21 protein-coding genes and 5 tRNA genes are annotated in these 21,803 nt (G+C 72.2%); 6 read left to right on the forward strand and 20 right to left on the reverse strand.

All coding sequences use genetic code 11. The features are described 5' to 3' along the window. Nucleotides 1-46: 46 nt before the first annotated feature. Both recG and OG556_RS11800 read right to left on the reverse strand, forming a co-directional pair. On the reverse strand, nucleotides 47-2,263 hold the full coding sequence (recG, locus tag OG556_RS11795) for an ATP-dependent DNA helicase RecG (RefSeq protein WP_371517037.1): 2,217 nt from the start codon (nucleotides 2,261-2,263) through the stop codon (nucleotides 47-49). 51 nt (nucleotides 2,264-2,314) lie between these two features. Continuing rightward, the gene (locus OG556_RS11800; RefSeq protein ID WP_371517038.1) at nucleotides 2,315-3,946 is read right to left on the reverse strand and encodes a DAK2 domain-containing protein; all 1,632 of its coding nucleotides are present in this window, start codon (nucleotides 3,944-3,946) and stop codon (nucleotides 2,315-2,317) included. A gap of 299 nt (nucleotides 3,947-4,245) precedes the next feature. Here OG556_RS11800 and rpmB point away from each other — a divergent pair, with 299 nt between their 5' ends. After that, on the forward strand, nucleotides 4,246-4,431 hold the full coding sequence (gene rpmB / locus OG556_RS11805) for a 50S ribosomal protein L28 (protein WP_014138233.1): 186 nt from the start codon (nucleotides 4,246-4,248) through the stop codon (nucleotides 4,429-4,431). Nucleotides 4,432-4,608: 177 nt separating this feature from the next. Here rpmB and thiD read toward each other — a convergent pair whose 3' ends face one another. The 3 genes from thiD to OG556_RS11820 form a co-directional block, all read right to left on the reverse strand. Next, a complete protein-coding gene (gene thiD / locus OG556_RS11810; protein WP_371517039.1) occupies nucleotides 4,609-5,454 on the reverse strand; it encodes a bifunctional hydroxymethylpyrimidine kinase/phosphomethylpyrimidine kinase in 846 nt (281 codons plus the stop codon). A 23-nt stretch (nucleotides 5,455-5,477) separates the two neighbouring features. Then, complete coding sequence (locus OG556_RS11815; RefSeq protein ID WP_063347703.1) at nucleotides 5,478-6,503, reverse strand: 6-phosphofructokinase; 1,026 nt, start codon at nucleotides 6,501-6,503, stop codon at nucleotides 5,478-5,480. Between the two features lie 196 nt (nucleotides 6,504-6,699). After that, on the reverse strand, nucleotides 6,700-7,665 hold the full coding sequence (locus OG556_RS11820) for a thiamine-phosphate kinase (RefSeq protein WP_371517040.1): 966 nt from the start codon (nucleotides 7,663-7,665) through the stop codon (nucleotides 6,700-6,702). 205 nt (nucleotides 7,666-7,870) lie between these two features. Between OG556_RS11820 and OG556_RS11825 the strand changes: the two genes are divergently transcribed. Beyond that, on the forward strand, nucleotides 7,871-8,104 hold the full coding sequence (locus OG556_RS11825) for an Lrp/AsnC ligand binding domain-containing protein (RefSeq protein ID WP_363375953.1): 234 nt from the start codon (nucleotides 7,871-7,873) through the stop codon (nucleotides 8,102-8,104). Between the two features lie 20 nt (nucleotides 8,105-8,124). Then, nucleotides 8,125-8,643 (forward strand): DUF3515 domain-containing protein, encoded by a 519-nt coding sequence (locus OG556_RS11830; RefSeq protein WP_371517041.1) that lies wholly within the window; start codon nucleotides 8,125-8,127, stop codon nucleotides 8,641-8,643. Nucleotides 8,644-8,710: 67 nt separating this feature from the next. Here OG556_RS11830 and OG556_RS11835 read toward each other — a convergent pair whose 3' ends face one another. The 3 genes from OG556_RS11835 to OG556_RS11845 form a co-directional block, all read right to left on the reverse strand. Then, nucleotides 8,711-9,856 carry a D-alanine--D-alanine ligase family protein gene (locus tag OG556_RS11835; protein WP_371517042.1) on the reverse strand — a complete coding sequence of 382 codons (1,146 nt, stop codon included), beginning with the start codon at nucleotides 9,854-9,856 and terminating at the stop codon, nucleotides 8,711-8,713. Nucleotides 9,857-9,981: 125 nt separating this feature from the next. Next, nucleotides 9,982-10,965 carry an NAD(P)H-dependent glycerol-3-phosphate dehydrogenase gene (locus tag OG556_RS11840; protein WP_371522666.1) on the reverse strand — a complete coding sequence of 328 codons (984 nt, stop codon included), beginning with the start codon at nucleotides 10,963-10,965 and terminating at the stop codon, nucleotides 9,982-9,984. A gap of 14 nt (nucleotides 10,966-10,979) precedes the next feature. Next, entirely contained in the window at nucleotides 10,980-11,804 is an 825-nt protein-coding gene (locus OG556_RS11845; protein ID WP_350882958.1) for a lysophospholipid acyltransferase family protein, read from the reverse strand. A 232-nt stretch (nucleotides 11,805-12,036) separates the two neighbouring features. On the opposite strand from OG556_RS11845, the gene cofC reads away from it, so the two are divergent. Further along, complete coding sequence (gene cofC / locus OG556_RS11850) at nucleotides 12,037-12,720, forward strand: 2-phospho-L-lactate guanylyltransferase (protein WP_371517043.1); 684 nt, start codon at nucleotides 12,037-12,039, stop codon at nucleotides 12,718-12,720. A gap of 56 nt (nucleotides 12,721-12,776) precedes the next feature. After that, the gene (locus tag OG556_RS11855; protein ID WP_371517044.1) at nucleotides 12,777-12,998 is read left to right on the forward strand and encodes a hypothetical protein; all 222 of its coding nucleotides are present in this window, start codon (nucleotides 12,777-12,779) and stop codon (nucleotides 12,996-12,998) included. A 208-nt stretch (nucleotides 12,999-13,206) separates the two neighbouring features. Here OG556_RS11855 and OG556_RS11860 read toward each other — a convergent pair whose 3' ends face one another. The 4 genes from OG556_RS11860 to leuC all read right to left on the reverse strand — a co-directional run bounded on the left by OG556_RS11860 (nucleotide 13,207) and on the right by leuC (nucleotide 16,621). Next, the gene (locus tag OG556_RS11860) at nucleotides 13,207-13,920 is read right to left on the reverse strand and encodes an HU family DNA-binding protein (protein ID WP_350882962.1); all 714 of its coding nucleotides are present in this window, start codon (nucleotides 13,918-13,920) and stop codon (nucleotides 13,207-13,209) included. Nucleotides 13,921-14,053: 133 nt separating this feature from the next. After that, nucleotides 14,054-14,401: a hypothetical protein gene (locus OG556_RS11865; protein WP_371517045.1), complete on the reverse strand. Its 348-nt coding sequence runs from the start codon at nucleotides 14,399-14,401 to the stop codon at nucleotides 14,054-14,056. Between the two features lie 181 nt (nucleotides 14,402-14,582). Further along, a complete protein-coding gene (gene leuD, locus OG556_RS11870; protein ID WP_363585716.1) occupies nucleotides 14,583-15,179 on the reverse strand; it encodes a 3-isopropylmalate dehydratase small subunit in 597 nt (198 codons plus the stop codon). A 5-nt stretch (nucleotides 15,180-15,184) separates the two neighbouring features. Then, nucleotides 15,185-16,621 (reverse strand): 3-isopropylmalate dehydratase large subunit, encoded by a 1,437-nt coding sequence (leuC, locus tag OG556_RS11875; RefSeq protein ID WP_371517046.1) that lies wholly within the window; start codon nucleotides 16,619-16,621, stop codon nucleotides 15,185-15,187. A gap of 232 nt (nucleotides 16,622-16,853) precedes the next feature. Between leuC and OG556_RS11880 the strand changes: the two genes are divergently transcribed. Next, nucleotides 16,854-17,567 carry an IclR family transcriptional regulator gene (locus OG556_RS11880; protein WP_063347714.1) on the forward strand — a complete coding sequence of 238 codons (714 nt, stop codon included), beginning with the start codon at nucleotides 16,854-16,856 and terminating at the stop codon, nucleotides 17,565-17,567. A gap of 104 nt (nucleotides 17,568-17,671) precedes the next feature. Here OG556_RS11880 and OG556_RS11885 read toward each other — a convergent pair. The 8 genes from OG556_RS11885 to OG556_RS11920 form a co-directional block, all read right to left on the reverse strand. Further along, nucleotides 17,672-17,746 (reverse strand) — tRNA-Gln (locus tag OG556_RS11885). A 49-nt stretch (nucleotides 17,747-17,795) separates the two neighbouring features. Further along, nucleotides 17,796-17,868 (reverse strand) — tRNA-Glu (locus tag OG556_RS11890). A gap of 26 nt (nucleotides 17,869-17,894) precedes the next feature. After that, nucleotides 17,895-17,967, reverse strand: a tRNA-Glu gene (locus OG556_RS11895). Between the two features lie 27 nt (nucleotides 17,968-17,994). Then, nucleotides 17,995-18,067, reverse strand: a tRNA-Glu gene (locus OG556_RS11900). 37 nt (nucleotides 18,068-18,104) lie between these two features. Then, nucleotides 18,105-18,176 (reverse strand) — tRNA-Gln (locus tag OG556_RS11905). Between the two features lie 238 nt (nucleotides 18,177-18,414). After that, complete coding sequence (gene gltX, locus OG556_RS11910) at nucleotides 18,415-19,938, reverse strand: glutamate--tRNA ligase (protein ID WP_371517047.1); 1,524 nt, start codon at nucleotides 19,936-19,938, stop codon at nucleotides 18,415-18,417. After that, the gene (locus tag OG556_RS11915) at nucleotides 19,931-20,731 is read right to left on the reverse strand and encodes a fumarylacetoacetate hydrolase family protein (protein ID WP_063347716.1); all 801 of its coding nucleotides are present in this window, start codon (nucleotides 20,729-20,731) and stop codon (nucleotides 19,931-19,933) included. Before OG556_RS11915 ends, gltX begins: the two co-directional genes overlap by 8 nt. Before the next feature lie 245 nt (nucleotides 20,732-20,976). Beyond that, nucleotides 20,977-21,249, reverse strand: coding sequence for a hypothetical protein (locus OG556_RS11920; protein ID WP_371517048.1), 273 nt, complete (start codon nucleotides 21,247-21,249; stop codon nucleotides 20,977-20,979). Nucleotides 21,250-21,803: the final 554 nt, after the last annotated feature.

Here is a 21,803-nt window from a genome sequence, read left to right on the forward strand (position 1 = left end):
ACAATTCCGGGGCCGGCGGCGGCCGCTCAGCCCTTCTCCATGTCGCTCAGCCCTTCTCCATGTAGGCCGCGCGGTCCTCGTCGAGCAGGCTCTCCAGCGCGGTGCGCAGCTCCGGGTGGGCGGCCAGCTCGCGGTCCTCGGCGACCAGCCTGGTCGCCTCCGTCCGGGCGGTGAGGATGACCTCCTCGTCCTCCAGCACCGAGAGCACCTTGAGCGAGGACTTCACCCCGGACTGCGCCTGGCCCAGCACGTCGCCCTCGCGGCGCTGTTCGAGGTCGATCCGGGACAGCTCGAAGCCGTCCAGGGTGCCGGCCACCGCGTCCAGCCTGGCCCGGGCGGCGCTGCCCGCGGGCATGTCGCTGACCAGCAGGCACAGGCCCGCGGCGCTGCCCCGGCCGACCCGGCCGCGCAGCTGGTGCAGCTGGGAGACGCCGAAGCGGTCGGCGTCCATGATGACCATCGCGGTGGAGTTGGGGACGTTGACGCCGACCTCGATGACGGTGGTGGCGACCAGCACGTCCACCTCGCCGGCCGTGAACCGGCGCATCACCTCGTCCTTGGCCTCCGGGGCCAGCCGGCCGTGCAGGATCTCCACCCGCAGGCCCTGCAACGGCCCCCCGACCAGCTTCCCGGCGGTCTCCACCACCGAGAGCGGGGGGCGCCGTTCGTCGCTCCCGGCACCGGCGTCGGCGACGTCCTCCAGGTCCTCCTCGGCCGCCTTCCGCTTCTTCTTCAGCTCGGCGGCGGGCTCCTCGTCCCCGATCCGGGGGCAGACCACGTACGCCTGGTGGCCCTTGGCGACCTCCTCGCGCACGCGCTCCCAGGCCCGGGTGAGGAAGTTGGGCTTCTCCAGCGCGGGGACGACGTGGGTGGAGATCGGCGAGCGGCCGGCCGGCAGCTGGTCGAGGACGGAGGTCTCCAAGTCCCCGAAGACGGTCATCGCGACGGTGCGCGGGATCGGGGTGGCGGTCATCACCAGCAGGTGCGGCGGCTGTTCGCCCTTGGCGCGCAGGGCGTCCCGCTGTTCGACGCCGAAGCGGTGCTGCTCGTCGACCACGACCAGGCCGAGGTCCTGGAACTGGACCTTGTCCTCGATCAGCGCGTGGGTGCCGATGGCGATGCCCGCGTCGCCGCAGGCCATGTCGAGCAGCGCCTGGCGGCGGGCCGGGACGCCCATGGAGCCGGTCAGCAGCACCACCCGGGTGCCGAGGTCGGAGCCGCCGAGCATGCCGCCCTGCGCCAGGTCGCCCATCATCTCGACGATCGAGCGGTGGTGCTGCTGGGCCAGCACCTCGGTGGGCGCGAGCAGCACGGCCTGGCCTCCGGCGTCGACCACGGCGAGCATGGCGCGCAGAGCGACCAGGGTCTTGCCGGAGCCGACCTCGCCCTGCAGCAGCCGGTGCATCGGGTGCTCGCTCGCGAGGTCGGCGGCGATCTCGGCGGACACCTTCTGCTGGCCCTCGGTGAGGGTGAACGGCAGCCGGGCGTCGAAGGCGTCCAGCAGGCCGCCCGCGCGGGCCCTGCGCGGGACGGCGGGCAGCGCGGACTCGGCGGCCCGGCGCTGGGCCAGGGCGACCTGGAGGACGAAGGCCTCGTCCCAGCGCAGCCGGCTCTGGGCGAGCTCGCGGTCGGCCTGGCCGCGCGGGCGGTGGATCAGCTCCAGCGCCTCGGGCAGCGGGATCAGCCCGTGCCGCTCGCGCAGTTCGGCGGGCAGTGGCTCGCCGACGTCGCCCAGGTGCTTGGTGAGGGCCGTCTCGATGCAGATCGACAGCTTCCAGCTGGGCATCTGCGCGCTGGCGCCGTAGACCGGGATCAGCCGGCCGGCGAACTGCCGGGCGGCGTCCGACCCGGCCTCCTCGTCGAGCAGCTGGTAGTCCGGCGAGACCAGCTGGCGGCTGCGGTTGAAGACGCCGACCTTGCCCGCGAACAGGCCCTGGGCGCCGGACTTGAGCTCCTTCTGCCGCCAGCCCTGGTTGAAGAAGACCAGCGAGAGCCGGCTGCGGCCGTCGGTGACGACGACCTCCAGCCGGTCGCCCTTGCGGCCGCGGAACGGGATCAGGGTGACCTTCTCGATCCGCGCCAGCACGGTGACGTGCTCGTCGATCTCCAGCTCGTCCAGGCTGGTGAGCTGGCCGCGTTCGACGTAGCGGCGCGGATAGTGGTGCAGCAGGTCCCCGACCGTGCGCAGCTTGAGGCTGTCGGCGAGCACCTTCGCGGTGCGGTCGCCGACGAGTTTGGTCAGTGGTTCATCGAGAGCGCCCATCAGGCCCCTGTTTACACCACGGGGCCGACATTCCGGGCTCCGCGGCGTGCCCTACTCCACTCCGATGAGCAGCGGCGCGGACTCCTGGCCGCCGTGGAAGACCACCGCGTCGACCTCGGGCCGCCGGTGCCGGGCGTGCGCCACCAGGCGGTCGGCGAGCGCCTCGTCGGCGCCCTCGCCGAGGACCAGGGTGACGAGCTCGCCGCCCGCGCCGAGCATCCGGTCCAGCACGCTCGCCCCGACCTCGGCCAGCCCGGTGCCGATCACCGCGACGTCGCCGTCGATCAGGCCGAGCACGTCCCCGGCCTGGCAGACCCCGGCCATCGTCCAGGACTCCCCCTCGGCCACGGCGAGTTCGGCGTACCGGGTGGCACCGGCCGCGGAGGTCATGGCGACCACGTCCTCGTCGAAGCGGCGGCCGCCCTCGTGCACCGCGAGCGCCGCCAGGCCCTGCACCGGCGAGCGGGTCGGCAGCACGGCGATCCGCACGCCCTCCTCGCGCAGCTGGTCGGCGGCGGCCCCGGCGGCGGCGCGCAGTTCGGGGTCGTTGAGCAGCAGGACCACCTCGCGGGCGGCCGAGCGGCGCACGGCAGCCGCGAGTTCGGCACTGGCCGGCGGGCGGTCCGGGTCGGCGTGCAGGGCGACGGCGCCGGCCTGCTCGCACAACTCGGCCAGCCCCCCGCCGGACACCACGCAGAGCACCGCGCGGGCCCGTTCCCGGCGTTCGCCGCGCTCGGCGGCGCTGCCGGCCCGGGCGGCGGCCTCGGCGAAGTGCGTGATCCGGATCTGGTGCGGCCGCCCGGCCTCGACCCCGGCCTCGACGGCGGCGCCCGCGTCGTCCACGTGGACGTGCACGTTCCACAGGCCGTCGCCGCCGCCGACCACCAGGGAGTCGCCGAGCCCGCCGAGCCGCTCGCGCAGCGCGGGCAGGGCCTCGTCGGGCGCGTCGAGCAGGTAGATCACCTCGAACGCGGGGTGGCCGGGGCCCGGCGGCCTCAGGTGCACCGCGCAGCTCTCGACCTCCCGGACGTCCCCGCGCAGCGCGACCGGGCCCATCGGCTGCTGCCCGGCGACGGCGTCGGCGAGCGCCCCGAGCACGGCGACCAGGCCGCGCCCGCCGGCGTCCACGACCCCGTTCTCGGCCAGCACGGCGAGCTGTTCGGGAGTGTGCCGCAGCGCGTCCCGGGCGGCCCGGTAGGCGGTGTCGGCGACCTGCGCGAGCCCGTCCCCGGCCCGGACGGCCTCCCGGGCGGCGACCCGGGCGACCGTCAGCAGAGTTCCCTCGACGGGCTCCGCGACGGCCTGGTAGGCGGAGTCGGCGGCCCGTTGCAGGGCGGCCCGCAGCTGGTCGGCGCCGCCGCCCTCGGCGAGCGTCTCGGCGGTGCCGCGCAGCCACTGGGCGAGGATCACCCCGGAGTTGCCGCGGGCGCCGACCAGCGCGCCGCGGGCCATCGCCCGTGCGGTGTCGGCCAGGCCGGGGGCCGGGTCGGCGGCGGGGTCGGCGAAGCGGCTCTCCACCTCGGCGGCGGCGGACTCGACGGTCAGGTAGAGGTTGGTGCCGGTGTCGCCGTCCGGGACGGGATAGACGTTGAGCGCGTCGATCTCCTCGCGGGCCTGGCCGAGCGCACGCAGGGCGAGCTGGCACCAGGTGCGCACGGCCGGGGCGTCGAGCGTGTGCAGCACCAGGTCTCCTCCGGGTGGGACGCCGCGACGGCCTGCGGGGCAGCAGCACGGCCAAGGCCGCGGCGAGGGGTGATACCGGCAGGTTATCGGGGGCCGGGGAGGGTCGCCCGGACCGGCGACCGGAGCGATCACCCTGCCGGACATGGTAGTTTCGTTGAACCGGAAGAGGCGTTGTATGCTCTTCCGGTTGCCTGGAACAATCCAGGCTCACCCCTCGGTCCGGTCAGGTTCACGCGAGTGCTCCGCTGGTCCAGCGGGGTTTTCGAACGTAAATGATCTGAAGTCTTGGAGTGACTCCTGTGGCTGCCAACTGCGACGTCTGCGGCAAGGGGCCGGGCTTCGGCAACAGCATCTCCCACTCGCACCGCCGTACCCCCCGTCGTTGGAACCCCAACATTCAGACGGTGCGCGCTGTGATTGGGCGGACGCCGAAGCGGCTCAACGTCTGCACCTCGTGCATCAAGGCCGGTAAGGTCTCGCGCTGACGCGCAGACCGGCATGCCGGTCCTCCAGTGAAGCCGGTTCATCCTCGGATGAACCGGCTTCACTGTTTTTCCGCCGCGCTTTCCGGCCGCTGATTTCCCGCCGACCGCCCGCCGCACCCGTGTTCCCCGCCACACCCGAGGTGGTGGGCGGGCCCGGGGGCCCGCCCACCGGCCGGGTCAGCGCCAGCGCCAGGCGTGGTCGACCGGGCCGATCCCGGAGCCGAGCGCGAAGCCGCCGGCGATCGCGCCGGTGATGTACTCCTTGGCCGAGCCGACCGCCTCCGGCAGCGACTCGCCCTTGGCCAGCCCGGCCGCGATCGCGCTGGCCAGGGTGCAACCGGTGCCGTGGGTGTGCCGGTTGTCGTAGCGCGGCGCCCGGTACCAGTGCACCTCGCCGGGCCCGCCGTAGAGCAGGTCCGCGGCCTCGCCCTCCAGGTGGCCGCCCTTGACCAGCGCCCAGCGCGGCCCGAGATCGACCAACGCCTTGGCGGCGTCCAGCATCTGCCCCTCGCCCTCGACCGTCCGGCCGGTGAGCTGGGTCACTTCGTGCAGGTTGGGGGTGGCCAGGGTGGCGACCGGCAGCAGCCGCTCGCGGACGGTGGCGACGGCCTCGGCGGCCAGCAGGGCGTCCCCGTGCTTGGAGACGCCGACCGGGTCGACGACCACCGGGGCGTCCACCCCGGCCAGCAGCTCGGAGACGGTCTCGACCAGTTCGATCGAGGCGAGCATGCCGGTCTTCACGGCCTGCACCCCGATGTCGTCGACCACGCTGCGGAACTGCGCCCGGACGGCCTCGGCGGGCAGTTCCCAGTAGCCCTGGACGCCGAGCGAGTTCTGCGCGGTGACGGCGGTGATCACGCTCATGCCGTGGACGCCGAGGGCGAGCATCGCCTTGAGGTCGGCCTGGATGCCGGCGCCACCGCCGGAGTCGGAGCCGGCGACGGTGAGCACGCGGGGGGGTGCAGTAGAGGGGCCGCGCGCAGCGCGTCGGCCAAGGGCGGGGGTGGGAGACGGGTGGGCCATGAGGTCAACCTACCCGCGTGCGTTCAGAGCACCGCCTCGGACTCCACCCAGCGGTCCTCCGGCACCGTCTTCAGCCTGGTCACCGCGTCGGCGATCGGCACCAGCTCGATCCCGGTCCGGCGCAGCGCGGTGAAGTGGCCGAACGCGCCCTGGTGGACGGCCTCGACGGCGTGCCAGCCGAAGCGGGTGGCGAGCACCCGGTCCCGGGCGGTCGGGGTTCCGCCGCGCTGGGTGTGCCCGAGGATGACCGGGCGGGCCTCCTTGCCGAGCAGGTTCTCCAGTTCGTGGGCGAGCCGGTTGCCGATCCCGCCGAAGGTCCGGTGGCCGTACTGGTCGACCTCGCCGTGGTCGAAGCGCATGGTGCCGGGCATCGGGGCGGCGCCCTCCGCGACGGCGATGATGGCGAACTTCTTGCCGCGGTCGAAGCGGTCGTCGACCATCCGGGCCACCGCCTCGATGTCGAAGGGCTTCTCCGGGATGAGGATGCCGTGCGCGCCGCCGGCCATGCCCGCGGTGAGCGTGATCCAGCCGGTGTGACGGCCCATCAACTCGACGACCATGACGCGCTGGTGGGATTCCGCGGTGGTCTTGAGCCGGTCGATCGCCTCGGTCGCGACGTGCACCGCGGTGTCGAAGCCGAAGGTGGCGTCGGTGGCGTTGATGTCGTTGTCGATGGTCTTGGGCACCCCGACGACCGGCAGTCCGGCGTCGCTGAACAGCCTGGCGGCGGTCAGCGTGCCCTCGCCGCCGATCGCGATGAGCGCGTCGATGCCGATGTCCCTGGCCAGCGTCTTCGCGTTCTCCACCGCCCAGGAGATCCGCTCGCGCTGCACCCGGGCGGAGCCCAGGACGGTGCCGCCGAGGGTGAGCAGGCCGGTGACGTCGTCGTGCGAGACCGGCCGGGTGCGGCCCTCGATCAGGCCGAGGAAGCCGTCCAGGATGCCGACGATCTCGTCGCCGTGCACGTCCGTGCCCCGGTGCACGACGGAGCGGATCACCGCGTTGAGGCCGGGGCAGTCGCCGCCGCTGGTCAGTACACCGATACGCATGACTGGGTGCGCTCCCGCTCGCAGTGGTTCAGACCACCCACACCAGACGGCGGGCGGGCTCGGTTGTCGCCAGCCTACGCAAAACGGACCCGCGAAGCCCGTGCGCCGCGAGTCCTGGGGTCACGCGCCGTCCGCCGCGCGCCGGTGTCCGGGGGTCACCCGCCGTGTGCCGTACGACAATCGGCGCGGCCGCCCGTCACTCGGCGAAGTGGTCCCAGCCGCCGACCCGGTCCCAGGGCGCGCCGTCCACCGTCACCCGGCCGCTGCGGCTGCCCCGGGGGCGGCCGGTCACCTCGCCCACCACCCGCCAGCGGGCCGGGAGTTGGACGCCGCGCGGGAAGGTCGCCACGATCGCGTGGTCCTCGCCGCCGGACAGCACCCAGACCAACGGGTCCACCCCGACCGCCTGTCCGATGTCGGCCATCTGCGCCGGGACGTCGAAGTCGGCGGCCTTGAGGTCGATGTCCACCGCGCTGGCCCGGGCCACGTGGCCGAGGTCGGCGACCAGTCCGTCGCTCACGTCGATCATCGAGGTCGCGCCCAACTCGGCGCCGGCCGGGCCCGCGTGGTACGGCGGCTCGGGCCGGCGGTGCGCCTCGACGAAGGCACGCGGGGAGCGGAAGCCGCGTTGCAGCACGGTGAGTCCGGCGGCCGACCAGCCGAGCCAGCCGGTCACCGCGACCACGTCGCCGACCTGCGCACCGGCGCGCGTCACCGGTGCGCGCCCCTGGAGGTCCCCGAGCGCCGTGATGGCCAGCGTGACGGTGTCGCCGCGCACCACGTCGCCGCCGACCACCGTCGCCCCGGCCACCTGGCACTCGTCGCGCAGCCCGTCCATCAGCTCGGTGGCCCAGGTGGTGGGCAGGTCGGCGGGGGCGACCAGGCCGAGCAGTATCGCGGTGGGCACCGCTCCCATGGCGGCCACGTCGGCGAGGTTCTGGGCGGCGGCCTTGCGGCCCACGTCGTAGGCGGTGGACCAGTCCCGGCGGAAGTGCCGGTTCTCGATCAGGACGTCCGTGGTGGCCACCACCCGGCCGTCCGGGGCCTTCACCACCGCGGCGTCGTCACCGGGGCCGAGGTCCACCACGTCGGTGAGCGGCACCCGGGCGGTCAGCTCCCTGATGAGACCGAACTCGCCGAGCTCGCCCACGGTCCCCTGCATCTGCCGTCCTCTCGCATGTCCATCTGAACTCGTCCCCGTCGCGCCCCCGCGCGCAGCGTACGCCCTTCCGGGGTGTCGGGGTCTCCCCTCCCCGGCCCACCGCGCGGTAGCGTGGTGATCAGACTGCCGGTGAGCCCGTTCCCACCCCGACGACCGTCCGGGCGATCACGGCGGCGATCCCCGTAACCGGCCGCCGGAGGTCCCCGTGGTACAGGCATACATCCTGATCCAGACCGAGGTCGGCAAGGCCACCGCCGTGGCCCAGTCGATCTCCGAGATTCCCGGCGTCCTCCAGGCCGAGGACGTCACCGGCCCGTACGACGTCATCGTCCGGGCCGAGGCCGACACCGTGGACGACCTGGGCCGCCTGGTGGTGGCCAAGGTCCAACAGGTCGAGGGCATCACCCGCACCCTCACCTGTCCCGTGGTGCACCTGTAAGACCCGGCTACCATCGGCGGGTGGCCAGAGAACTCCGAATCCCCCGGGCGCTGACGGCACTGCCGGCGCCCGTCCGCTGGCTGGCCCTGCCGCTCGCCCTGACCTGCACGGTCGTCGTGCTGCTCGGCAGTTGGGGCTCCGCCGACGAATCGGTGGCGGCCCCCCGACCGGGCGGCAAGGCGGCCGAGTACTGCCGCGCGCTGGCCGCGGCCCTGCCGCAGGAGCTGCTCGGCCACGCCCGCAGGGACCCGTCGCCCGCCTCGCCGTACGTGGCAGTGTGGGATACCAAACCCCGGACGGTGCTGCGCTGCGGGATCGACCGCCCGGACGAGCTGAACGGCCCGCACGCCGCGGACATGTCGCCGACGGTCGACGACCTCACGTGGTGGTCGCAGAAACTGGACGACGGCGGCTACCGCTTCGTCGCGACCATGCGTGCGGCGTACGTCGAGGTGACCTCCCCGGCCGGCGTCTACGCGAGCCCGCTGGACCCGGCCGCCGCCCTCACCGGCGCGGTGAAGGCCACCATCCCGGGCTGAGCCCGCGAGGGCGCCGAGGAGGGCGGGCCGGGAGCTTCCCGGCCCGCCCTCCTTCGTTCGCGTGCGGCTACCGCAGGCCGGTCGAGCGGCGCAGCGCCGCCTGGAGCAGCCGGTCGATCAGCTCCGGGTAGGACAGCCCGGTGGCCTCCCACATCTTCGGGTAGGCCGAGATCGGGGTGAAGCCGGGCATGGTGTTGATCTCGTTGACCATCCAGGTGCCGTCCTCCAGCAGGAAGAAGTCCACCCGGGCCAGGCCCTCGCAGCCGAGCGCGTCGAACGCGGCCACCGCCTGGCGGCGGATCTCGGCGGTCTGCTCGTCGTCGAGCTTCGCCGGGATCTGCACCTCGGACGAGTCGATGTACTTGGCCTCGAAGTCGTAGAAGTCGAAGCCGTCGCCGACCAGCACCTCGGCCGGGAGGCTGGCCTTCGGGCCGTCCTCGGTCTCCAGCACGCCGCACTCGATCTCGCGGCCGCTCACGCCGGCCTCGATGATCAGCTTGGGGTCGTGCCGGCGGGCCTCCTCGATCGCGGCGTCGAGGTCGGCGAGGTCCTTGACCTTGGTGATGCCCATGCTGGAGCCGGCCCGGCAGGGCTTCACGAACAGCGGCAGGCCGAGCTCGGCGGCCCGCTCGCGCACCGCGGCGCGGCCGGCCTCGCTCTCCCAGTCGCGCGGCCGCACGATGGTGTACCGGCCGACGCCCAGGCCGTGCGAGGCCAGGATCCGCTTGGTGAACTCCTTGTCCATGCCGACCGCGCTGGACAGCACGCCGTTGCCGACGTAGGGCACGCCGGACAGCTCCAGCAGGCCTTGCAGGGTGCCGTCCTCGCCCCAGGGGCCGTGCAGCAGCGGGAACACCACGTCGACCTCGCCGAGGGCCTTGGGGGTGCTTCCCGGCTCGCTCAGGACGACCTCCCGGTCGCCCGGGGCGATCGGCAGCGCGACCTGCCCGTCCACGGACTCGGCGACGCCCGTGACGTCCGGCATCCGGCCGTCGGTGATGGCCATCCGGGCGGGCTCGTCGCTGACCAGCGCCCAGCGGCCCTCGGGGGTGATCCCAATCGGGAGCACCTCGTACTTCTCGCGGTCGATCGCCTTGAGCACGCTGCCGGCGGTGACCACCGAGACGCCGTGCTCGGAGCTGCGTCCGCCGAAGACCAGCGCGACGCGCGGCTTCGCAGCGGACGGGTTCGGGGAGGACTGTTCGATGCTCATATCGGGTTTGAGACTACCGTGCGAAGGGTTTCCGGGGCGTCAGCCGCCCCGGCCCACCGCTCCTGACCGCCGTCCCCGACCGCCGCCCCGCCGTCAGCACCGCTCAGCGCCTGCTCAGCGCCTGCTCAGCGCCGCTCGGCCTTCGCCGAACGGGACATCAGGGCCTGGAGCGCCTCCTGGGTGGGCCGCCCGTTGTGCACGACGTCCACCACCGCCTCGACGATCGGCATGTCGACGCCGTTGCGCCGGGCCAGGTCGAGCACCGACTCGCAGGACTTGACGCCCTCCGCGGTCTGCCGGGTCGCCGCGATGGTCTCCTCGAGCGACATGCCCCGGCCCAGGTTCATGCCGAAGGTGTTGTTGCGCGACAACGGCGAGGAGCAGGTGGCGACCAGGTCGCCCATCCCGGCGAGCCCGGCGAAGGTGTGCGGGTCGGCGCCGAGCACCTCGCCGAGCCGGGTGGTCTCGGCCAGCCCGCGGGTGATCAGCGTCGCCTTGGTGTTGTCGCCGAGCCCCATGCCGGCCGCCATGCCGACCGCCAGGCCGATCACGTTCTTGACCGCGCCGCCGAGCTCGCAGCCCAGCACGTCGGTGTTGGTGTACGGGCGGAAGTACGGCGTGTGGCAGGCCGCCTGGAGCCGCTTGGCGACCGCCTCGTCCGCGCAGGCGACGACGCTGGCGGCGGGCTGCCGGTTGGCGATCTCCCGGGCCAGGTTGGGCCCGCTGACCACCGCGACGCGCTCCGGGCCGACCTTGGTGACCTCGTCGATCACCTCGCTCATCCGCTTGGCGGTGCCGAGTTCGATGCCCTTCATCAGGCTCACCAGCACGGTCTGCGGCTCGATCAGCGGCGTCCAGGCGGCCAGGTTGTCGCGCAGCGTCTGCGAGGGCACCACCAGGACGGCGAAGTCGGCGCCGGCCAGCGCCTCGGCGGCGTCGGTGGTGGCCCGGACGGAGCCCGGCAGCGGCACGCCCGGCAGGTAGTCCGGGTTCTCGTGCGTGGTGTTGATGGCGTCGACGAGTTCCTGGCGGCGGGCCCACAGGACGACGTCACTGCCCGCGTCGGCCAGCACCATCGCGAAGGCGGTGCCCCACGAGCCCGTCCCCATCACTGCGCAGCGGGTCACCGGCCGCCCTCCTCGTCGTCGTTGCCGCCCTTGGCGCGCCGGCGTTCGGCGGCGGCCGCGGCGGCGCGGTTGCGGGCCGCCTTGCGCATGTCGTAGCGCTCGGCCGGCGGCTCCTCGCCGCGGACGTCGGCCAGCACGGCGGTGATCGCCGTCATGATGTCCTCGGTGGCGTCGTTGAGCACCTGGGCGGTGAGCTCCTGGCCCCGGTACTTGCTGAGGTCCACCGCGGGCCCCGCCGCCACGGTGACCCGGTGGCGCGGGAAGAGGTTGAACTTGCCCTTCCCGAAGCCCGGACGGCCGTACGGCGGGATGATCTCGTGCGCTCCCCAGTGCGCGACCGGGATGACCGGCGCGCCGGTCATCAGCGCGACCCGGGCGACGCCGCTCTTGCCGGTCATCGGCCACAGGTCCGGGTCCCGGGTGAGCGTGCCCTCCGGGTAGAACTGCACGCACTGGCCGCCGTTGACGGCGTCGATAGCGGCCCGGAAAGCCTGCGCGGCATCGGTGGACTCGCGGAACACCGGAATCTGGCCGGTCTTGCGCAGCATGAATCCGATGAAGGGAATCGAGAACAGCGAGGACTTGCCGAGAATGCGCGGCGGACGGCCGCTGTTGTACTGCCAGTGCGCGTAGATCACCGGGTCGATGATCGAATTGTGGTTCACCGCGGCGATGAAGCCGCCTTCCTTCGGAAGGTGCTCCCAGCCCCGCCAGTCGGGCTTCACCAGCGCGGTCGTCACCGGCTTCACCAGCACGGCCGCGAAGCGGTACCAGATGCCGTAGTCGGCGTTGCCGAACTTGGCGTACGAGCGGCGGGCCACCCCAGGTCCTCCTCATCCGAAGCGGCACGTGGGGTGCCGCGGTCATAACCTCCCGGTGCCGCGCACCGGTACGGGACCGGTGCCCGGGTGACGGGCGCGGAACAGTCTCGCCCGGCTGCTCACCGGCTGTCGAGCGACCGCGCCAACCCGCCCGGCAGGCGTGATCAAACGCACGTCCGCACAGATCGGACGGCCTGGCGAGGGCTCCGGGACCGGCGTCACAATGACGCCGATGACCCAGGACACCGTACGCCCCAACGGGCCCGTCGCGCCCCCCGCACCCACCACCGACTGGTCGCTGGTGCTCCCGCTCAAGCCGCTCGCCCTCGCGAAGAGCCGACTGGCCCCGTACGCCGGGCCGCACCGGGCGGACCTCGCGCTGGCCTTCGCGCTCGACACCGCCACCGCCGCACTGGCCACCCCGGGCGTCGCCCGGGTCCTGGTGGTCACCCGGGACGCGGCGGCCGGCGCCCGACTGGCGGCACTGGGCGCGGTGGTGATCGCCGACGAACCCGGCGAGGGCCTCAACGAGGCGCTGGTGCACGGCGCGGCGGCCGCCCTGGCGCTCGCCCCCCGCTCGCCGCTGGCCGCCCTCTCGGCGGACCTGCCGGCCCTGCGCCCGGTCGAACTGGCCCAGGTGCTGGGCGCCGTGCCACCGGACGGCCGGGCCTTCCTGCCGGACTCCCCCGGCCTCGGCACCACGCTGCTCGCCTGCACCCCCGGCCGCCCGCTCTCGCCCGCCTTCGGGGACGGCTCGCGGGCCCGGCACGCGGCCGGCGGAGCACTCGAACTTCGCCTGGCGGACGTGGAGTCGGTGCGCCGGGACGTCGACACCGGCGCGGACCTCGGCGAGGCCGCGGCGCTCGGCCTCGGCCCGTACACCGGCGCCCTGTTCGCCCGGCTGGCGCGGGCCTGACCGGCGCCCGGCGGGACGCCGCCCGGCCGACCGGGGCCGCTCGCTATGCTGCTGCCATGCAGGCCACCGCGTTCACCTTCGACCCCGCCACCCGGGCCGGCTCCGTGCTGCTCGACGACGGGACCCCGGTGCCGTTCGACGCGGCCGCCTTCGACGCCGGCGGTCTGCGGCTGCTGCGGCCGGGCCAGCGGGTGCGGATCCGCACCGAGGGCACCGGCGAGGCCCGCCGGGTGGTCTTCGTGACGCTGCAGACCTTCCCCGACCCGGCCGCGGGCTGACCGTCCCGCGCTGACCACCCGCCGCCGGTCCTCCTCCCCCGCCGTCGGCGTGCCCGCCACCGCGTTCCGTGCCTGGTCACCGTCGGTCGCGGAATCCTGACTAAGCGCCCGGAAATCGAAAGAGCCGCGGCGACCCGGTCTCCGCAATTCACGGAGGGGGGGTGCCGCGGCTCTCTGCCGAAGGCCGTCCGAGGACCGCTGCGCGGGACTACTTGGCAGAGGTCTTGCGCGCGGTGGTCTTGCGGGTGGCGGTCTTCTTCGCCGGAGCCGTCTTCTTGGCCGTCGCGGTCGCCTTCTTGGCGGTCGCGGTGGTCTTCTTGGCGGCGGCGGTGGTGGTCGCCTTCTTGGCGGCGGCGGCCGTCTTCTTGGTCGCGGTCGCGGTGGTCTTCTTCGCGGCGGCGGTGGTGGTCGCCTTCTTGGTGGCGGTCGCCTTCTTCGCGGCGGCGGTGGTGGTCGCCTTCTTGGCCGCGGCCGTGGTCGCCGTCTTCTTGGCGGCGGCCTTCTTGGCCGGAGCGGCGGCGGCGGCCGTGGCGGCACGCTTGGTGGCGGCGCGCTTGGCGGCCGGGGTGGCGGCGACGCCGCTCTTGCCCGGGGTGAGGGAGCCCTTGGGGGCCTTCTTCACCGAGGGGCCTTCCTTCGGCAGCTTCTTGCTGCCGCTGACCAGGTCCTTGAAGCCCTGGCCGGGACGGAAGCGGGGCACCGAGGTCTTCTTGACCTTGACCTTCTCGCCGGTCTGCGGGTTGCGGGCGAAGCGCGCGGAGCGCTCCACCTTCTCGAAGGTGCCGAAACCAGTGACCGAAACCCGGTCACCGGCCACAACGGCACGGACCATGGTGTCGAGCACTGCGTCGACGGCCTCTGCGGCAGCCTTGCGACCGCCCAGCTGCTCGGCCACCGCTTCGACAAGCTGAGCCTTGTTCACGTCTTCCCCTTCGGAAACGGGCGCCGGATGATTCCATCCGTTCTTTTCGCACGTTAGGTATGTATCTGCGGACTTTCAATTACCAAACGCGCGAATCACCCTAGTGTCGCAATGGATTTGCGCGTCGGCGACCTCAGGCGACGGGCGGGCGCCCCTCGTCGAGGTCATGTACAAAGCGACTCAACCGCCTTGCCGCCTCCGGAAGATCGCGCTTGGCGGTCTCGGTGACGATGAGGAGTTGACGGGAGAGAGCGGTCTTTGCATCGGCAGACACGTTCAGCGCATGCACGCGGGCGTGAGCTTGCTTCAACCGCTCGGCCACAAGCGCGTAGAGCGCTGCGACTTCCTGGTCGTCCGGCCCCTCAGCTGGTGCGGAGGCGACGTCCGGCCGATCGTCAATTCGGCGTTCGGATCCCCGGCCCACGGACTCCGGAGCCGCGGGTTCGCCGCCCGCGTACGGAGGTTCATGGTGCCGGTGCATGTACTGATTGTGCCATCTACCCGCAGTTGTACTTGCGCGGGGCCCTCTCCGGCAAAGCCAAATGGGCAATCCGGGGTGGGCCGCGGCGCTAACTCGTGCTCCGGAACGGCGGATGGCCCGCCCCCCCGAAGGGGAGGCGGGCCATCCGGTGGATCGCCAGAATGCTTGTTCTGAGGGGATCTCAGGCAACCGGCAGAGTACGGGGCTTGAAGGTCGGACGGGTCGCTTCGAAGGCCGCGATGTCGGCCTCGTTCCGCAGGGTGATGCTGATGTCGTCCAGCCCGTTGAGCAGCCGCCACCGGACGTTGTCGTCCAGTTCGAAAGACGCGGTGACGCCCTCGGCCCGGACTTCGCGGGCTTCCAGATCAACGGTGATCTCGGCCGAAGGGTTACTCTCGGTGAGCGCCCAGAGCTGTTCCACGGTCTCTTGCGGCAGGACGACCGTCAGCAGTCCGTTCTTCAGGGAATTCCCACGGAAGATGTCCGCGAAGCGCGACGAGATGACCGCGTGGAAGCCGTAGTTCTGCAGCGCCCAGACGGCGTGCTCTCGGGAGGAGCCGGTGCCGAACTCCGGACCGGCCACCAGGACCGTGGCACCCTGCCGCTCGGGCTGGTTGAGGATGAACGACTCGTCCTTGCGCCAGGCCTCGAAAAGGCCGCCCTCGAAACCGGAACGGGTGACCTTCTTGAGCCAGTGGGCCGGGATGATCTGGTCGGTGTCCACGTTCGAGCGCCGCAGCGGAACGGCCCGGCCGGTGTGGGTGGTGAACTTCTCCATGGTTCTCAGGCCTCCACAGCCACGTTGGTGTCCGCCAGGTCGGAGGGCAGATCGGACGGTGCGGCCAGACGGCCCAGGACGGCGGTCGCGGCGGCGACCTGCGGGGACACCAGGTGGGTCCGGCCACCCTTGCCCTGCCGGCCCTCGAAGTTGCGGTTCGAGGTGGAGGCGCAGCGCTCCCCGGGGGCGAGCTGGTCGGGGTTCATGCCCAGGCACATCGAGCAGCCCGCGTGGCGCCACTCGGCGCCGGCCGCGGTGAACACCTTGTCCAGGCCCTCCTCCACGGCCTGCAGGGCGACCCGGACGGAGCCGGGGACGACCAGCATCCGTACGCCGTCGGCGATCCGGCGGCCCTCCACGACGGCGGCGGCCGCGCGCAGGTCCTCGATCCGGCCGTTGGTGCAGGAGCCGACGAAGACGGCGTCGACGGTGACCTCGCGCAGCGGGGTGCCGGCCTCCAGGCCCATGTAGGCGAGGGCGTTCTCGGCGGCCGCGCGCTCCTGCGGGTCGGCGAAGGAGGCCGGGTCCGGCACGTCGGAGCCCAGCGGGGCGCCCTGGCCGGGGTTGGTGCCCCAGGTGACGAACGGGGTCAGCGCGGTCGCGTCGATGAAGATCTCGTGGTCGAAGACCGCGTCCTCGTCGGTGCCCAGGGTCGACCAGTACGCGACGGCGGCGTCCCAGTCCTCGCCCTGCGGGGCGTGCGGACGGCCCTTGAGGTAGTCGAAGGTGGTCTCGTCCGGGGCGATCATGCCCGCCCGGGCGCCGGCCTCGATGGACATGTTGCAGATGGTCATCCGGGCCTCCATGGACAGGCCCCGGATCGCCGAACCGCGGTACTCCAGGACGTAGCCCTGGCCGCCGCCGGTGCCGATCTTGGTGATCACGGCCAGGATCAGGTCCTTGGCGGTGACGCCCTCGGGCAGCTCGCCCTCGACCGTGACGGCCATGGTCCGGAACGGCGCCAGCGGCAGCGTCTGGGTGGCCAGCACGTGCTCGACCTGGCTGGTGCCGATGCCGAACGCCAGTGCGCCGAAGGCGCCGTGGGTCGAGGTGTGGGAGTCGCCGCAGACCACGGTCATGCCGGGCTGGGTCAGGCCCAGCTGCGGGCCGACCACGTGCACGACGCCCTGCTCGATGTCGCCGAGCGAGTGGATCCGGACGCCGAACTCGGCGGCGTTGCGGCGCAGCGTCTCCAACTGCACCTTGGACACCGGGTCGGCGATCGGCTTGTCGATGTCCACGGTGGGGGTGTTGTGGTCCTCGGTGGCGATCGTCAGATCGGTGCGGCGGACCGTCCGGCCGGCCAGCCGCAGCCCGTCGAAGGCCTGCGGGCTGGTCACCTCGTGGAGCAGGTGGAGGTCGATGAAGAGCAGGTCGGGCTCTCCCTCCGCGCGCCGCACGACGTGGTCGTCCCAGACCTTCTCTGCGAGTGTCCGTCCCATCGGATTCCCTCCAGCCGGCCGCGTTGCCGGCCTTCTCGTGTCGTCGAGGTCGGAGCTCCCGCCGCCCTGTGGCGGGCGCGTTCGCGCGACCTGCACGCCGGATCGCTGTCCACGATGCGGACACTCTGGTGAGGTCGCATCCTGGATGTCTCCCGGGCTGCTGCATCCAGGGTGGCGCTTTTCCCGGAAGATTGAACTTGCGTCTCGCGGACTGAGACTGCAGTCTTAGCGCATGGACAACTCTAGCGGCGTCGGCGTTCTCGACAAGGCCGCTCTGGTGCTGAGCGCACTGGAGTCGGGCCCCGCCACGTTGGCGGGGCTGGTCGCCGCCACCGGTCTGGCGCGCCCCACGGCCCACCGGCTCGCCGTCGCACTCGAACACCACCGTCTGGTCACCAGGGACATGCAGGGGCGATTCATCCTCGGCCCCCGTCTCTCCGAACTCTCCGCCGCGGCGGGCGAGGACCGGCTGCTCGCCACCGCGGGCCCGGTCCTGACCCACCTGCGCGACGTCACCGGCGAGAGCGCACAGCTCTACCGCCGCCAGGGCGAGATGCGGATCTGCGTAGCCGCCGCCGAGCGGCTCTCCGGTCTGCGGGACACCGTCCCGGTCGGCAGCACCCTGCCGATGAAGGCCGGCTCGGCGGCCCAGGTCCTGCTGGCCTGGGAGGAGCCCGAGCGGCTGCACCGAGGCCTGCAGGGCGCCCGTTTCACCGCCACCGCGCTCAGCGGCGTCCGCCGCCGCGGCTGGGCCCAGTCGATCGGCGAGCGCGAGCCGGGCGTCGCGTCCGTCTCCGCTCCCGTGCGCGGCCCCTCCAACCGCGTGGTGGCCTCCGTCTCCGTCTCCGGCCCGATCGAGCGGCTGACCCGCCACCCGGGCCGCCTGCACGCCCAGGCCATCATCGAGGCCGCGAACCGGCTCACCGAGGCCCTCCGCCGCGGCTGACCGCCGCCATCCGGAAAGGGCCCCGCGCAGCACCACCGCGCGGGGCCCTTCGGAATGCTCCGGGAATGCAAAAAAAGACCCCGGAAACCGGGGCCTTGAATTTCTGGCTGGGGTACCAGGACTCGAACCTAGACTAAATGAACCAGAATCACTCGTGCTGCCAATTACACCATACCCCAACACAAAGCAAGCGCCGGTGGGATAACCCACCGGCTTCATGCTCTGGAGTACCCCCGACCGGATTCGAACCGGCGCTACTGCCGTGAGAGGGCAGCGTGCTAGGCCGCTACACAACGGGGGCTTCCTGGCGATCCCTTGCGGGATCAGTACCCCCGACCGGATTCGAACCGGCGCTACTGCCGTGAGAGGGCAGCGTGCTAGGCCGCTACACAACGGGGGCATTCCAGGTGATCCCTTGCGGGATCAGTACCCCCGACCGGATTCGAACCGGCGCTACTGCCGTGAGAGGGCAGCGTGCTAGGCCGCTACACAACGGGGGCTTGTTCTTCACTTGTACTGCTGGACTTGCGTACTGCGCTGGGGTACCAGGACTCGAACCTAGACTAAATGAACCAGAATCACTCGTGCTGCCAATTACACCATACCCCACCAGAGTTGAACCCCTGTCGGGGCCTTCTCAGGCGTTGCGCCTCTCGTTCGGGACCGGGCGGAGGGTTTCGCTCCCTCGTCCGTTCCCTCCCGGGCGGCGCAGAAAGAACATTACCCGACGCCGGCCCCGGCTCCAAAATCGATAACCCCAGGCAGCGGCCGGGCGACCTGGCGGTGACGTCCGGGCGCGCCGCGGGCCCGGCACGAGGCCGGGCCCGCAGTCCGCTCAGCGGCCCGTTCAGGCGGCCGGCAGGGCCTCCAGGGCCGAGTTCAGCCGGCGCAGCGTCTCGGGGCGCCCGAGCAGCTCCATCGACTCGAACAGCGGCGGCGAGACCCGGCGGCCGGTGACGGCCACCCGCAGCGGCGTGAACGCGAACTTGGGCTTGATGCCAAGACCGTCCACCAGCGCCTCGCGCAGCGCGGCCTGGATCGGCTCCGGGCTGAAGTCCGCGAGCGCCTCCAGCGCCTTGACGCTGGCCTCCAGCACCGGGCGGGAGTCGGCGGTCAGCGCCTTGGCGGCGTCGTCCGGGTCGACGGTGAAGTCGGCCGGGTCGACGAACAGGAAGCCGGCCATGTTCACGATCTCGCTCAGCACGACCATCCGCTCCTGGGTGAGCGGCGCGATCTTCGCGAGCAGGTCCAGCTGCTCGGCGGTCGGCTCGGCCGGCAGCAGCCCGGGGGCCTGGAGGTACGGCACCAGGCGGCGGACGAAGTCCTCCGGGGCCAGCTTGCGGACGTGCTCGGCGTTGATCGCCTCGCACTTCTTCAGGTCGAAGCGGGCCGGGTTGGCGTTCACCTTCGCGATGTCGAAGGCGGCGACCATCTCGTCGATGCCGAACAGGTCGCGGTCGTCGGCCAGCGACCAGCCCAGCAGGGACAGGTAGTTGAGCAGGCCCTCGGGGATGAAGCCGCGCTCGCGGTACAGGTTGAGCGAGGCCTGCGGGTCGCGCTTGGAGAGCTTCTTGTTGCCCTCGCCCATCACGTACGGCAGGTGGCCGAAGCGCGGGGTGGTGCCGTCGCCGACGCCGATCTCGGCGAGCGCGGCGTACAGCGCGATCTGCCGCGGGGTGGAGGAGAGCAGGTCCTCGCCGCGCAGCACGTGGGTGATGCCCATCAGGGCGTCGTCCACCGGGTTGACCAGGGTGTACAGCGGGGCGCCGTTGGCCCGGACGATGCCGTAGTCCGGCACGTTCTCCGGCTCGAAGGTGAGCGTGCCGCGCACCAGGTCGTCGAAGCTGAGGGTGCGGTCGGGCATCCGGAAGCGCAGGATCGGCTCGCGCTTCTCCAGCTTGTAGACGGCGACCTGCTCGTCCGTCAGCTCGCGGCAGTGGCCGTCGTAGCCGGAGGGCTTGCCGGCCGCGCGGGCGGCCTCGCGGCGGGCGTCCAGCTCCTCGGTGCTGCAGTAGCAGTGGTAGGCGTGGCCGGCCTCGTGCAGGCGGCGGGCGACGTCGGCGTAGATGTCCATCCGCTGGGACTGGCGGTACGGCTCGTGCGGGCCGCCGACCTCCGGGCCCTCGTCCCAGTCGAAGCCGAGCCAGCGCATCGCGTCGAGCAGCTGGTCGTACGACTCCTCCGAGTCGCGGGCCGAGTCGGTGTCCTCGATCCGGAAGACCAGCGTGCCGCCGTTGTGGCGGGCGTAGGCCCAGTTGAAGAGGGCCGTGCGGACCAGGCCCACGTGCGGGTTCCCGGTCGGGGACGGACAGAAACGAACCCGGACGGCCGGGTTGCCCGCGGCGGAGCCGCTGAGCTTTTCACTAGCCACGCTTGATCACCTTGTTGGTGAGAGTGCCGATGCCTTCGATGGAGACGGCGACCTCGTCGCCGACGTTGAGCGGGCCCACCCCTGCGGGCGTGCCGGTGAGGATGACGTCGCCGGGCAGCAGCGTCATGGCCTCGGAGATGTGGACGATCAGCTCGGCGACCGAGCGGACCATCTGGGAGGTGCGGCCGGCCTGCCGGAGCTCGCCGTTGACCGTGCAGGTGACGGCGAGGTCGGCCGGGTCCAGGTCGGTCTCGATCCACGGGCCCAGCGGGCAGGAGGTGTCGAAGCCCTTGGCCCGGGCCCACTGGCCCTCGCGCTTCTGCACGTCCCGGGCGGTGACGTCGTTGGCGCAGGTGTAGCCGAGGATCACCTCGGGCACCCGGTCCAGCGGCACCTCGCGGCACATCCGGCCGATCACCACGGCGAGTTCGGCCTCGTGCTGGACGTCCGAGGAGAACGGCGGGTACGCGATGTTCTCGGTCGGGCCGATCACCGAGGTGGACGGCTTGAAGAAGGTGAGCGGCACGTCCGGGACGTCGTTGCCCAGCTCGGCGGCGTGCGCCGCGAAGTTGCGGCCGACCGCCACGATCTTGTTGGGGAGCATCGGGCTGAGCAGCCGGACGTCCTGGAAGCGGTAACTCTCGCCGGTCGGCTGGGGCTGGCCGAACGGGTGGCCGGCCAGCGCGTGGACGACCAGCGAGTCGGGCTGGGAAGGGTCGCCCTCCACCACGCCGAAGGAGACGCTGCCGGCGGCAGGGCTCCCTTCCCGGACGGAAAACCTGGCAATGCGCACGGCTGGGATACCCCTCGCTTCGTCGACCGCCCGGGGCGCGCCCGGGCGCTGGTGGGCGCCTCGCCCACGGTGGGCGCGGCCCCGTCAATCGTCGTCCAGGCTATCGCGTGGGGCCCCGGCTGACCGCTTTGCCCCTGTTCAGCGCGGTTGGGCCGCGAGCCCCGGCAGCCGCCCGGGAACGCCGCAGGGCGCCGCGGCCGCCCTCGGTGGCGCGGCCGCGACGCCCTGTCGGAGCGGGGGTCGGGTCAGTCCTGCACGACGACGGGCGCCGGGGCGACCATCAGCTGGGTGCGGCGCGGGTTGGCGGTGCTGGCCGGCAGCTCGGTGCCGTAGGTGACGGCCTCCTCGGGCTTGCGGGCACCCGGGATCGCGCTGAAGTCCGCGACCGAGGCCAGCGTCGTCCGGCGCGGGTTCGCCGTGGAGCGGCAGGGCAGCGTGGACTTGGTGGCGGCCTTCTTCGCCTGGGACATCGAGAGCACCTCGTGGTCGCGGCCGGGCGGATCGCGGCGGATCGTCACCGACCTGAGTGATTCCGAATGATTCGGAGGGGTTCTGGGCAGGCTGATCGGGGCCGTGCTCCGGAGACAGCCAGGTTACGAGATCTCATTCCACAGGGACCGTGACCAAAGCTACACATTAGACTGTGATTTTGCTCACAAATTCATGAGCGAATTGCAGATATCCGACATATCGCCGCAACGGGATTTTCTGGCATATCTCCGATAACGGTCATTCCGGAAGGTCTGTGACTCTTCTCGATCTCGGGCCGGGTTGGCATGTATCCGGCGAGTGTCCGAAAAATGCGGTATTCCGGTCCTGTTACGGCACAGTCAGTGAAGTCACGCACGCGTTCGGTAGCGCCGCGCGGCGTGTCCTGGCGGCCCTTGTTGGGATTCCCCGGCTGTGCTGGAATGCCACGGACCGTGGGTAGGGAGAAGTCCACCCCGGCGACGCGCTCACCCGGACCAGCCGGGGAGCGGAAGGAAACTCGACACCGTCCGGTCCGCGGCGACGCGGCGGGACGCCCGGTCCAGAGGTTGCGACGCCAGTGCAGGGACGTTTCAAAAGGGGT

Origin of the sequence: Kitasatospora sp. NBC_01300 (genome assembly GCF_041435235.1) — a bacterium.
In the GTDB taxonomy this organism is placed as follows: Bacteria; Actinomycetota; Actinomycetes; order Streptomycetales; family Streptomycetaceae; genus Kitasatospora.

Bases quoted from the DNA above. Each gene is read 5' to 3' on its own strand.
- recG (WP_371517037.1), bottom strand. From the start codon at position 2,263: ATGGGCGCTCTCGATGAACCACTGACCAAACTCGTCGGCGACCGCACC.
- thiD (WP_371517039.1), bottom strand. From the start codon at position 5,454: ATGGCCCACCCGTCTCCCACCCCCGCCCTTGGCCGACGCGCTGCGCGC.
- OG556_RS11815 (WP_063347703.1), bottom strand. From the start codon at position 6,503: ATGCGTATCGGTGTACTGACCAGCGGCGGCGACTGCCCCGGCCTCAAC.
- OG556_RS11820 (WP_371517040.1), bottom strand. From the start codon at position 7,665: ATGCAGGGGACCGTGGGCGAGCTCGGCGAGTTCGGTCTCATCAGGGAG.
- OG556_RS11835 (WP_371517042.1), bottom strand. From the start codon at position 9,856: ATGAGCATCGAACAGTCCTCCCCGAACCCGTCCGCTGCGAAGCCGCGC.
- OG556_RS11840 (WP_371522666.1), bottom strand. From the start codon at position 10,965: ATGGGGACGGGCTCGTGGGGCACCGCCTTCGCGATGGTGCTGGCCGAC.
- cofC (WP_371517043.1), top strand. From the start codon at position 12,037: ATGACCCAGGACACCGTACGCCCCAACGGGCCCGTCGCGCCCCCCGCA.
- OG556_RS11855 (WP_371517044.1), top strand. From the start codon at position 12,777: ATGCAGGCCACCGCGTTCACCTTCGACCCCGCCACCCGGGCCGGCTCC.
- OG556_RS11865 (WP_371517045.1), bottom strand. From the start codon at position 14,401: ATGCACCGGCACCATGAACCTCCGTACGCGGGCGGCGAACCCGCGGCT.
- leuD (WP_363585716.1), bottom strand. From the start codon at position 15,179: ATGGAGAAGTTCACCACCCACACCGGCCGGGCCGTTCCGCTGCGGCGC.
- leuC (WP_371517046.1), bottom strand. From the start codon at position 16,621: ATGGGACGGACACTCGCAGAGAAGGTCTGGGACGACCACGTCGTGCGG.
- OG556_RS11880 (WP_063347714.1), top strand. From the start codon at position 16,854: ATGGACAACTCTAGCGGCGTCGGCGTTCTCGACAAGGCCGCTCTGGTG.